General features: G+C 35.7%; 11 protein-coding genes. 2 read left to right on the plus strand and 9 right to left on the minus strand.

Annotation, left to right across the window (positions count from 1 at the left end; translation table 11 throughout):
• Positions 1 to 8: 8 nt before the first annotated feature.
• The 8 genes from resB to AB1280_RS10550 form a co-directional block, all read right to left on the minus strand.
• Positions 9 to 1,631 carry a cytochrome c biogenesis protein ResB gene (gene resB / locus AB1280_RS10515; RefSeq protein WP_429755779.1) on the minus strand — a complete coding sequence of 541 codons (1,623 nt, stop codon included), beginning with the start codon at positions 1,629 to 1,631 and terminating at the stop codon, positions 9 to 11.
• Between the two features lie 148 nt (positions 1,632 to 1,779).
• Positions 1,780 to 2,301, minus strand: coding sequence for a thiol-disulfide oxidoreductase ResA (gene resA / locus AB1280_RS10520; protein WP_272189570.1), 522 nt, complete (start codon positions 2,299 to 2,301; stop codon positions 1,780 to 1,782).
• A 120-nt stretch (positions 2,302 to 2,421) separates the two neighbouring features.
• On the minus strand, positions 2,422 to 3,150 hold the full coding sequence (rluB, locus tag AB1280_RS10525) for a 23S rRNA pseudouridine(2605) synthase RluB (RefSeq protein WP_272189571.1): 729 nt from the start codon (positions 3,148 to 3,150) through the stop codon (positions 2,422 to 2,424).
• A gap of 290 nt (positions 3,151 to 3,440) precedes the next feature.
• On the minus strand, positions 3,441 to 3,971 hold the full coding sequence (gene spmB / locus AB1280_RS10530) for a spore maturation protein SpmB (protein WP_098915351.1): 531 nt from the start codon (positions 3,969 to 3,971) through the stop codon (positions 3,441 to 3,443).
• Entirely contained in the window at positions 3,968 to 4,564 is a 597-nt protein-coding gene (locus AB1280_RS10535) for a nucleoside recognition domain-containing protein (protein WP_272189572.1), read from the minus strand. Before AB1280_RS10535 ends, spmB begins: the two co-directional genes overlap by 4 nt.
• On the minus strand, positions 4,557 to 5,678 hold the full coding sequence (locus tag AB1280_RS10540) for a D-alanyl-D-alanine carboxypeptidase family protein (protein ID WP_429755780.1): 1,122 nt from the start codon (positions 5,676 to 5,678) through the stop codon (positions 4,557 to 4,559). The genes AB1280_RS10535 and AB1280_RS10540 overlap by 8 nt, the downstream gene beginning before the upstream one ends.
• Before the next feature lie 129 nt (positions 5,679 to 5,807).
• A complete protein-coding gene (locus AB1280_RS10545) occupies positions 5,808 to 6,722 on the minus strand; it encodes a superoxide dismutase (RefSeq protein ID WP_272189574.1) in 915 nt (304 codons plus the stop codon).
• Between the two features lie 107 nt (positions 6,723 to 6,829).
• Complete coding sequence (locus AB1280_RS10550) at positions 6,830 to 7,321, minus strand: DUF3907 family protein (RefSeq protein ID WP_429755781.1); 492 nt, start codon at positions 7,319 to 7,321, stop codon at positions 6,830 to 6,832.
• 604 nt (positions 7,322 to 7,925) lie between these two features.
• Here AB1280_RS10550 and mprF point away from each other — a divergent pair.
• A complete protein-coding gene (mprF, locus tag AB1280_RS10555; RefSeq protein WP_429755782.1) occupies positions 7,926 to 10,499 on the plus strand; it encodes a bifunctional lysylphosphatidylglycerol flippase/synthetase MprF in 2,574 nt (857 codons plus the stop codon).
• Positions 10,500 to 10,502: 3 nt separating this feature from the next.
• On the opposite strand, the gene AB1280_RS10560 is transcribed toward mprF, so the two are convergent.
• Positions 10,503 to 11,276, minus strand: coding sequence for a hypothetical protein (locus AB1280_RS10560; protein ID WP_429755783.1), 774 nt, complete (start codon positions 11,274 to 11,276; stop codon positions 10,503 to 10,505).
• 438 nt (positions 11,277 to 11,714) lie between these two features.
• On the opposite strand from AB1280_RS10560, the gene deoD reads away from it, so the two are divergent.
• Entirely contained in the window at positions 11,715 to 12,422 is a 708-nt protein-coding gene (gene deoD, locus AB1280_RS10565) for a purine-nucleoside phosphorylase (RefSeq protein ID WP_429755784.1), read from the plus strand.
• Positions 12,423 to 12,525 lie beyond the last annotated feature (103 nt).

The raw sequence follows: 12,525 nt of genomic DNA on the forward strand, positions 1-12,525 counted from the left end.
TCCCCACCTTAACTAATTTTTTTCTCATTTACTTTATCATTTGGCTGCGGGATATTTGTCCCTTCTAGCACTTTTTCAATCTCTTTTCGTAAACCATACCAATTTTTATTTGTATGACCAGCAATCCACCATTCATTATCAACACGCTGCACCCAAATACGACGATGATTCCAATACATCCCCTGAATGACGCCTACCATAAAAATAAAGCCTCCTAAAGCGATCACCCAAAGTGTTAAATCTTTCCGGACAGTAAGCGCTGTAACGTTGCGCGTTTCGATACCTGCAAAAGACATTTTATATAAGTTGTTTCCTTCAGGCTCTATATTTTGTCGAATGCCAACAAAACTCACTTCTCCATTTGGCGTTTCAGGCGTAAGCATTTTAAAGACAAAAGCAGGGTTGTTAGGAAGCTTCGTTTTTGTATTTGGCTTTCCACTTTCATCAAAGTAAAAGTCAGGAAAATAACTTAACAAATGTAGAGAATACCCATTTCCTAAATCGTATGTTTCTTTTGGATTTGCTAAATCAACTGTAATCGGACCCCATTTTTGACCGCCTTCTTTCTTTTGTAAAAAGAAAGACATTTTACTTAATTCGCCTTCTTTAAAATCGATTTGGTATAAAGCATAGTCATCAAATTTAAGAGGGTCATTTACTCGAATGTTATAGTCTTTCACTTTCTCAAGCTTCGGCTCCTCACCAGCCACATTTTTCCCAACTACTTTATACAAAACAGCATTTGTTTGAAAATTTTTCGCAATCATCTTATTTCCAACTCGATCAATCGCATCATTAAACACTTCATTTTCTTTACTTTTATCATAAACTTCTTTAATAAATTTTTCATTTTTCAAATAATACTTTCCGTCTGTTCCAGGAATTTCTTTCGTTTCACCTTCACGAAGCCAAAGTGATGCATCTACATACATACCTGGGACAAAACGAAGCATTGTTCCAAATAAGAAAATGATAAGACCAATATGATTAACATATGGGCCCCAGCGTGAAAAACGACCTTTTTCTGCTAAAATATTATCCCCTTCCACTTGAATTTTGTATTTTCTCTTTTTCAAGTTCTCTTTCATACATTCAATCTCTTCTTTTGTCGCGAGTGCTGTTCCATATAATCGCTGTCTTTTTAAAAAACTCGGATGTCTTGTTACTCTTTGTTTTTTCAGCGCTTTATATAAAGGAACAACGCGATCTAAACTGCATATAACTAGAGAGATTCCAATAGATGCCACTAAAATCATATACCACCAGGAACTATATAAGTTATTAAACCCTAATTGATAATACAATTTCCCAAGGAAACCATACTGCTGTTCATAATATTCTCCTGGCGTGACAGTTGGTGGAATATACATTTCTTGCGGGAATATCGTTCCAATTCCAGACGCGATAAGTGTAATAACAATAAGCCATATTCCAACTTTTACAGAAGAAAAAAAGCTCCAAATTTTATCTACCACTGTTTTGGTATGCGTAATAGAACGCCGCGCACTTCCTTCATATCGCATATCTAGTAATTTTGCATCCTGCTCATCTTCAAAAGGCTTTCCGCAAGCTTCACAAAAAATTGTACCGATTGGGTTTACGTGACCACAATCACATTTTACCTGTCCCAAATTTTTCACCGCCTTTTTTATTTCTATGTATCTATGTTTTACAGATTAATTAACTAAATACTCAGAAATTTTAAGATAGATACTAAAAATCCTTGTACAGCACCTCCGCTAGAGATGAGTACGAATAGATTTTCCATACTCTTCTCATCTATGGAGTAATTTTCTTTAAGTATTCTTCCATTTGTTCTTTCGATTGTGTACCTGTAATTTTTTCGATAACCTTGCCATCCTTATCAATTAAAAACGTTGTCGGCAGCGGTCCTACACCATATGTATTTAAAATTTCTTGTCCTTTATCAATGGCTACAGGAAATTTCAGTCCGTACCCACTCACAAAATTTTTCACAGCGAGTTCCGTTTCGTCTGCATCTAATGCCAATATTTCAACACCTTTTTCCTTATATTTCGGATACAGTTCATTCATATAGGGCATTTCTTTCTCGCAAGGTTTACACCATGTTCCCCAGAAATTTAAAAATACTCCTTTTCCTTTCAATTCTTTTAACGTAATCTTTTTACCTTCTAAATCCGTAGCAACGAAGTTTGGTGCTTCTTTTCCTACTTGCACTTTCTCTTTGTCAACAAAAAAGTTTTGATATAGCGTAAACCCTAGCGCCCCTCCTAATATGAGCAAAATAATTACACGAAACAATAGTCTATTTTTCTTCACGATGTCTCTCCTTCCTTAACTGAATAAAGAAGTTTAGCACATACTAAACTTTTCTATGTATTCACTTCTATCAGCAAAGATCTCTTTACTGATAGAAGCTCTAATATCCTATACTCCGTACTATCTCGGTTTCGTTGAAGCAAGAGCACGAAGTTGTTTTACTTCATGAGGAGATAGTTCTCTCGCATCCCCTGGGCGTAAATTACCTAACTCTAAGAAGGCATAACGCTCCCGCTTTAATTTCATCACCTTACATCCAACTGCTTCAAACATTCTACGTACTTGGCGATTTCTTCCCTCATGAATCGTCAATTGTACAATTGCAATCTCTTTACGCTTGTCCCAAGAAAGGATTTTCACACGTGCAGGCGCCGTCTTTCCTTCTTCTAGCATAACACCTTTTTCTAACATACGAATTTTTTCACCAGTTAGCGGACCTTTTACTTTTGCAACATATGTTTTTTCAACCTTATACTTTGGATGCATTAAAATGTTCGCAAATTCTCCGTCATTTGTCATTAATATTAAACCAGATGTATCATAGTCTAATCGGCCAATCGGAAACAGACGCTGTGGAATATCCACAAAGAAATCTGTCACCACTTTTCTTCCTTTATCATCTGTTACGCTCGAAATAACACCCGTTGGTTTATATAATAAAAAGTAAGCAGGCGTTTCTTTTTCGAGAGGAATGTTGTTTACTTCAACTTTATCTTGCGCACTCACTTTCGTTCCTAGTTCGGTCACGACTTTTCCGTTAACCTTAACTTTACCTTGTTGAATGAGTTCTTCTGCCTTTCTTCTCGATGCAATTCCTGCTTGCGCTATTACCTTTTGTAGTCGTTCCATTTCGCTTCTTCACCTCAAATTCATCTTACCTTCATTAGAAGGACTTGGCAACTGTCTAGCCTTAATGACAATTACCCTTACTTACCGTAAACACCATCGCCACCTTTATAAGCTAATAAAGGAATAAAATACATTTTTCTTCTTTATTATGATTTACTCCCTTCCATTTGCTTACAACAAATGTTCACGATTTTGTCAAAAACAATCCATAAAAAAGCCACTATTAAGCACATTCTTAATAGTGGCTGTATCCGTATTATAGTCTAATTTGAATTAAAAATGAATCATTATTACTGAAACATAAGTGAAACAAATACAATTGAGCACACAATCCCAATTAAATCAGCAAATAAGCCTACCTTTAAAGCATCGCCCATTTTCCGAATCCCAACCGCTCCAAAATAAACTGTTAAAATATAAAAGGTTGTATCTGTACTTCCTTGCATCGTAGACGCAAGTCTCCCAATAAACGAATCTGGTCCATATGTGGCAATTAAATCCGTTGTAATACTTAGCCCTGCTGATCCAGAAATAGGGCGAATAAGGGCAAGAGGAACAATTTCTGCTGGCACATGGATAGCATCTAACATTGGTTTCATTACGTGTATCATTGCATCTAACGCGCCTGAAGCCCGAAAAATTGAAATAGAAACGAGCATACCGACCATAAATGGTAAAATAGATACAGCAATTTGAATTCCTTCTTTCCCGCCTTCTACAAATGATTCATACGTCGGTACTTTTTTTATCGTCCCATATAATAGAATAAATCCAATCACACATGGAATCACCCATAAAGAAATCGTATTAACGAGACTCATTTTTTCTTCCCCTTTCTACATCTTCTTCGGTAAAAATAACGATCAATCCAAATCGCTCCAATCATAGATAAAACCTGAGCGATAAACGTTACGCCTACAATTTCAGTTGGATTTGCAGAATGATACGTCATCCGAATCGAAATAACAGTAGTGGGAATAAGTGTAATAGCTGATGTATTTAAAGCAAGAAATGTTATCATAGAACGGCTCGCAAAGTCTCTTCCTCCATTTAACTCTTTTAAATGTTCCATTGCTTTAATCCCAAGCGGTGTGGCTGCATTTCCTAATCCAAAAAAGTTTGCCATCATATTAGATAAAATGAAACCCAGTGCTGGATGATTCTTCGGCACCTCTGGAAACAGTTTTTTTACAAGGGGCATAAACAGCGCAACAAGTTTCTTTAGTAGTCCAGCCTCCTCGGCAATCTTCATTAAACCAAGCCAAAAAACAAGAACACTAATCAGTCCGATACAAATAGTTACAGCATTTTTTGAACCTTCGAAAACCGCTTTATTCACTTCGTCCATCGTTCCATTAAACATTGCATATACAATACCAATTAACGCCATCGCAACCCATATAATATTAACCATCTATTTCCACACCTAACATATGAGAAAATACTTCCTGAAAATCTCTCCAAAACAAACCTGTAGTCACAATAAGTTTTCGTTTACTATAAAATAGGTTACGCTCTCCAATTTCTTCTTCACTTAAATAAGCGACGACACGCCCTACTTTCTCTCCATCTATCAGCTTGGCCGTTTTATCAAATTCAATTTTTAATGTAACCTTTTTAGCCTCTTCTTCCGTTAGCGGCACTAATAAATCATTTTTCGTGTATATATGATTTGTATACTTTTTGTCTTGCAGTTCAGATAGGGGACCCTTCGCTACTACTGTAGTTGCTGCATATTGTTTAAACCCCTCATTAAATAAATACATATGATCATCCCAATCACTTGAAGCTTGCAATGTTACAACAATTAAATCTAGTCCATCCTTTGATGCGGTTGTTACAAGTGTTCGCCCTGCCTTTTTCGTAAATCCAGTTTTCCCTCCTGTTGCATACTCGTACATAGAAGTTACAAGCTTATGTTTATTTTTCCATGGATAGTCCCATACTTTAGACTGATACGTTTTCGTTCCAAAAATCTTACGAAATGTCTCATTTTCCATGGCATACCTTGTTAACAGTGCCATATCATATGCTGAAGAAACATGTGTCCCATCTCCGTCTAAACCATGTGGATTAGAAAAATGCGTATCCTTCATTCCAATTTGGGCTGCTTTTTCATTCATTAAATATACGAATCCATCTATACTCCCGCCAACATATTCTGCAATTGCCTGAGCTGCATCATTTCCAGAGCGCAGCATTAAACCATATACTAAATCTTCTAGGGGTACTTTCTGTCCTGGTTTTAAGTAAATAGCTGATCCTTCCACACGAACTGCAGTATTACTAATGGGTACCTTTTCTTTCATTTTCCCTGATTCGACCGCTAAAAGTGCGGTCATAATTTTTGTAATACTTGCGATTTTTTCAGATTCATGCTCTAACTTTCCATATAATACACGCCCCGAATGTTGCTCCATCAACACAGCATTACGTGCACTAACATTATTCATTTGCGCATATGTATCACGTGGCAACATATTTGCACATATTAGAATAAGTGCAATCACGATCCATCTTCTTCGCATATATTCACGTCCTTTTTGGCACTTTTTGTACAAGTGTATGCTTGGACCTTTAAAATATGAATGGAAGTTGATAGGGTGGTAACTGCATAAGAATAAACAGACAATTAAAAAAGACGCATTGTAATGCGTCTAATATGGTATCCACTGTAAATTTTTTGCACTTTCAAATCTTTTCTCTACATCTCCCCAGTTGACAATATTCCACCAATTTTTAATATATTCTTCCTTTCGGTTTTGATACTGTAAATAATAGGCATGCTCCCATACATCCAGTACTAATAGAGGAATTGTATCCCACTGCGTAAACAATTGATGGAGTGTACTCTGTAAAATTTCTAATCGGCCGGAACGAGGTGCCCAAACGAGAATGGACCAGCCTGAACCTTCCACCTTCGCTGCCGCTTCTGTAAAATGTTTTTGAAAACGTAAAAAGCTCCCAAAGTCTTTTTCAATTTGCCTAGATAATTCTCCGTGCGGGCTACCACCACCATCTTTTTTCATATTGTTCCAAAAAATAGTGTGTAAATAATGTCCAGAACCATGGAAAGCAGCTTCTCTCTCCCAATGCTTTATTAAATCAAATTGATTTGTTTTTCTTGCTTCTGCCATCATCTTCTCTGCTTTATTCAATCCTTCTACATAACTACGATGATGCTTATCGTGGTGCAACATCATAATTTCCCGTGAGATATAAGGCTCTAGCGCATTATACGGATATGGAAGCGGTGGCAAGGTATGTCCGCCAATTGGTACAGAAGCTTCTGCATAATTTCTTTCATATAATACATATTGTTCTGAGTCAGACATTAACGCTTCTTGTAAGTAGTGTTGAATATGTTCGACATCATCACTAATTTCATAAACAAATTCTGCATCATAGTCATATTCATTTTCTTTTATCCGATCTAATAGCATTTGAATTTTATATGCAAGCATATGAACATCATACACCTCTGTTGCCCGGCTATCTAATACGTGGAGAACACTTTCGCACCAACTTTCAACTTCATGAAAGTAATCAGTGAACACTTCTTGCTGACTCATATGACACCTCCAACAATATATCCTTTTAAAATGTATTCAAAATTACGGGCGTATATGACGATTCAAAAAGCAAAAGAAGCTAGGAATTCCCTAACTTCTTACAGTAGTTAATATTTTTGTATCATTTTCGTTTGATAGTCGGTCTCATAATATTCTAGCTCTTCACGCAACATTTGAAATTTCCCTTCTAACTCTTTCATCATTTGTTCAATTGAAATAGGAGGTTGCTTTTGAAACGCAATTGAATTCTTTCCTGTATAAGCTGATCGACTATTTTCATACCAATGATCATTTTTAGGTGAAAAAAACTCTGCAATCACTTGATGGTAGATTTTATATAGCGTTCTTTCCGCTGCATTTTTTCGAAACGGCGTATTATTTAGTAATACACAGCAAGCATCTAAGCCTTCTTCACAAAATACAAGCAAGCGCCGAATGGAGGCTAACAATCCAGCAAAATATTGTTCATCGCCTTCTGGTGTTTCTTCTAATAATAAAGGTAATGTATGATAGTTTACATATTTTGTGATCACTTCAACTACTTCTCCCAAAAAAACAGTTGCTTGCTGCGTTTGGTTTTCAACCATTAAATTTGACATGCTAGTTTCTCCTCCCACTATTTGAACTAATTTTGAAAGTTGATTTTTCTGTTATGTATTTATCCCGCTATTCGTAGACAGTAAGACCCCCACTGCTGAAAGGTTCACTTTATTCTGGATCAGTTTCTTTACAACATGTCTTACCACCATTATTGTTTCTTCATCAATATATGCGCAAAAGCCTTTTAACGTATTAATATGTTTTGATTTTCGATTTTTAAAACAGATTTCCTTCAAAAGAAATAAATTCTCTCAAAAAACCTTCAAAATAAAGTGGAATTTCTTAATTTTTGGAAGTTAGAGTCTTACCGAACATGAATAGCGGACAAAACATGCAGTGCCTTTTCTATTCTAGTTTGTATACGAGTCGTGAAATGTAAAAAGTTTGATGATGCGTTTGTGTACATTTTTTATTTATAGCTACTGTCCCCCGTAAACATCATCTGCTCTCTATTGCATCAAATTTAGCAATTTATCAATAGAAAATATTTATAAATATAAAGATTACAACTAAGATTTCAATGAATTTTTCTTTTTATTTTTATTGAAGTTTGTCATAATAAAAATATTGCCTCAGTTTTCTTATACAAGGAGAGTTGTCTTTATGTCGTTTTCATGGAAACGTATATTACAAATTGGAAAATTTATTTTTCCTTTTGTTGTATTAACAATTGTGTTTTTTCAAGCACGAAAAGAATTTTCTGGTATTTCATTTCGAGAAGCAGTTGAAACGATTAAACATATTCCACCAGGCGGGTTTTTCTTAGCTGTTATACTCGGTGCATTTGCTGTTGCTACAATGTTCTTTTATGACTTTTTTATGCTGCGGCATCTGCAAGCAGATATACCAATTAAAAAGATTTTCCGCATTTCTTGGACTGCTAATACATTCAATGGATTTATTGGATTCGGTGGTCTTGTTGGGGCAGGTATACGTACAATGTTATATCGTCCTTATGTACAAGAAAATGGTAAACTTATTCGAAGTATCGCCTGGATGACAACGGCTTTTATTAATGGGCTAGCATTATTATCTTTTCTCGGCCTTATTGGCGTATTAGATACAAGATTTATTTTACATGAAAAACCTTGGCTATGGCCTGTTTTCATCTTTTTTTCTCTTTTTGTTCCATTATACATAGGTATTTCCAAAATAAAAAATCGCAAACAAAGCAAAGAAGAACAACAAGTAGAAAAAAATCCAACTGTCCTCTACTCACTTGTATCATTAGTAGAATGGGTATCAGCAGGCATAGTAATGTATGTCATCTTACTTCTATTCGGAATTGAGATAGATTTCCATAAGGTTCTCGGTGTATATGTTATTGCAGCTTTAGCTGGCGTTGTGAGTCTTGTACCAGGAGGTCTTGGTTCCTTTGATCTTGTGTTCATAACAGGCATTGGACAATACGGCGTAGATACAGGTGTATTACTCCCTGCTATGTTATTATATCGCCTTGTATATTATATTTTACCGTTTGGGCTAGGTTTAATTTTTGCAGCATTTGAAATGACAGGATCTGCTTTAAAGAAAATTGAAGATAAACCGTTCATTGCACCTGCCCTCGAAACAACCGGAGTCATTTGGACACTACAACGCGATTTTCTAGGAAAACTTGGTTCTTGGGCATCTGGAGCATTAACAATTTTTGCAGGACTTATGGTGATTTTTTCTACCATTTTCCCAACAAGTATTGAACGGGCTCATGCACTTCATATTTTAGTTCCTAAACACCTTATACAAATTTCCTTTAGTTTATCGCTAACATTTGGTATTTTACTCGTTATTTTATCACGTGGCATTTATCACGGAACGAAACGTTCCTATTATATGACGTTTGTATCTCTAATCGGTGCCGCGATTTTCAATACACTAAAAGGAATTGATTTGGAAGAAACCTTTATCTTACTTATTGTACTCACTGTACTATATATGATTCGCAAACGATTTGTTCGGGAGCAAATCGCGGTTTCATTCTCAGATGTAGTAAAGGTTTTTCTCTTTTTACTTATCACATTATATCTTTATAAAAAACTTGGGGTACAATTTGCACAAGCCAAAGAAGTATTTAAACCTGATTTTGTTGTTCGTAATATTAAACAAGTACAACGCAGTGCAATTGCAGCAGCTTTTTTTGTACCAAGTTTTCTACTAATTGGTTCTTTGATTGCCAATCGTTACAAAAATAAATTTCCCGGGCAACCAGCCAATATGACACGACTACAGCACTTTTTAGATGAATACGGTGGGAACGTGTTAAGTCACCTTGGTTTTTTAGGAGATAAGCAATTCTTTTTCAGTAGCGACGGAAAAGCAATGATTCAGTTTGCACCTACAGGTAAACGTCTTATTGTTCTCGGTGATCCAATCGGAAATCCTTCTTCTTTTCGTAGCGTTTTAGAAGAATTTCTAACAGAAGCGGATCGTTTCGGCTATATTTGTGTATTTTATCAAATTGAAAGTAAATGGATGAGTTTATATCATGATTTTGGTTATAACTTCTTCAAGCTTGGTGAAGAAGCAGTTGTCGATTTGAATGATTTCACAATTTCAGGAAAAAAACGAGCTGGATTGCGTGCAACTTTCAACCGTTTCGAGCGAGAAGGGTATACTTTTGCGATTCACCAACCACCATTTACAGATGAATTGTATGATGAATTAAAAAACGTATCAGATGCATGGCTTGGGGGGAAAAAAGAAAAAAGCTTCTCTCTTGGTTATTTTGATCGTGATTATATTAATCGTGCGCCCATTGCAACACTTTCTGATGCTGATGGTAAAATCATTGCCTTTACAACATTTATGCCTGTATACCAAGATGGTGAATTATCTGTTGACTTAATGCGTTATTATCCTGATGCATCAGGCGGAATTATGGATGCTATGTTCATTCATTTATTCCAATGGGCAAAAGAAAATGGCTATCACTGCTTTAATATTGGAATGGCTCCGCTTTCTAATGTTGGATTATCGGCACAATCATTTTGGTCAGAGCGTGTTGCAGCAGCCATTTTTAATAACGTTCGTTATACATATAGCTTTAGCGGCCTGCGACATTTCAAAGAAAAATATAAACCAACATGGAGCGGGAAATATTTAGTATTTCGTAAAAATCATTCCTTACCAATTACGATGCTCGCTGTAACAAAATTAATCGGAAAACGAAAAGACAGCTAAAACTTAGCTGTCTTTTCGTTTCTGAACTTGTAATGTAAACTGTTCTTCATATTTCTTTCCATTTATATAAAAAGTCCCCCATATTTTATAAATCCCTTCACTCGGAAACGTAACGCGAAATTGTAATTGTTCCTCATCATTATTTGGAACAGCGTATAGGAAATGCTGTTGTTTTCCATCCACTATACGCAATTCAGCACGTTCTCCTGTATTTGAACGAAACTTAATTTTTTCTCCTTTCCCTACTTGAAATTGAAATGTTAATGTTTCTTCTTCATTCGGATGTAATGTACGAAATAAAAGCGATGTCTTGTATGGACCAATGTTTTTTGTTAATACTGTATCAGCAGCAATTGGAGTTTGTTTTTTTTCTACAACTTTATTTCCTACTACTATATTTTCTTCAGCAAACTGTTTTGTTGTATCTCCTATTTCTTCATATAGGAAAATGGTATATTCCCCTTCTTTTTTAAACTGATATGTAGCTTTGTAAGAACCACTCCCAACAAAAGTTGGTCTCACTTGATACGATTGTGTTAACTGTTTATCCACAATAAACATGCGAATGTGGTCGTTTACACCGCGAATTTCAGTCCCTTTTTTATTTTGCAATTGAAATGTAATATTCGCAATTTCATTTACATCCATATCATGAAGCTTCCACTTCACCTGCTGTATCTGTCCTGTTGTTTCTTCACTATTTTTATATTTTTTCATATAAAAGCCTCCAAAAACAATCAGAAGCAAAGCGATAACTCCTATAATAGCATTTTTCATAAAATCACCTATCTATTTCCAGATAAATCGTTGCACAATTCTGATTTTTTGCGCACAATTAATCTATTCTTCCTGAAGCAGATAATACCTTCTCTCTCTGAATAGAAGTTTTACTATATTTGCAAAAAATATTTAAATACACGTTGAAAAAGCGACTTTCTTTTTAGATAAACAAGAGCATTCAACAATGCATAGAAATGGCCAGTGCTTTCCCTGCTGCATGAAACAATAGAAGAAGCGAATGCAATGAATTATAAAGTGAAACTTCCATCATAGTATTTTGCTCCTCCATTTCCTTTGCTTTCTCCTGAATCTTGAGGTATGTCCAAATAGCAGAATAGATAGAAATACACTATTGTAAACGCTCTACTTCGTGTATACTACAAAGTGAAGTAGTATTAAGTAATACCGATTATTACATAACAAGGAGGATTTTATATGAGCATACACATTGGAGCAAAAGAAGGCGAAATTGCAGAATCTATTTTATTACCCGGAGATCCTTTACGTGCAAAGTATATTGCAGAAAATTTTCTAGAAGATGTAACATGCTATAACAATGTGCGTGGCATGCTAGGATTTACAGGAACATATAAAGGAAAACGTGTCTCTGTTCAAGGTACAGGTATGGGAGTTCCTTCTATTTCTATTTACGTAAACGAGCTAATTCAAAGCTACGGGGTAAAAAATTTAATTCGTGTTGGAACGTGCGGTGCCATTCAAAAAGATGTAAAAGTACGTGATGTTATTATTGCGATGACTGCTTGTACAGACTCTAACCTAAATCGCTTAGTATTCCCTGGATTTGATTTTGCACCTTGTGCAAACTTTGATTTGTTGAAGAAAGCATATGATGCTGGTATAGAAAAAGGGTTACACATCCGCGTTGGTAACGTCCTAACAGCCGATGTATTTTACCGTGAGAGCATGGATATGGTGAAAAAACTTGGAGACTACGGTGTATTGGCTGTTGAAATGGAAACAACTGCATTATATACTTTAGCTGCAAAATACGGTGTAAATGCATTATCTGTCTTAACAGTAAGTGACCATATCTTTACTGGTGAAGAAACAACTGCTGAAGAACGTCAAACAACATTTAACGAAATGATTGAAATTGCATTAGACGCGGCAATCCAAGCATAAATCTAAAAAGAACTTGTCATACGTCTGGCAAGTTCTTTTTTATCCCTCTACTTATATGACTTTTTCCAATAAACTACCACTGCATGCGCCAGATTTTCTCCCC

The sequence above is a fragment of the Bacillus sp. S10(2024) genome (assembly GCF_050473865.1).
Classification (GTDB): Bacteria; Bacillota; Bacilli; order Bacillales; family Bacillaceae_G; genus Bacillus_A.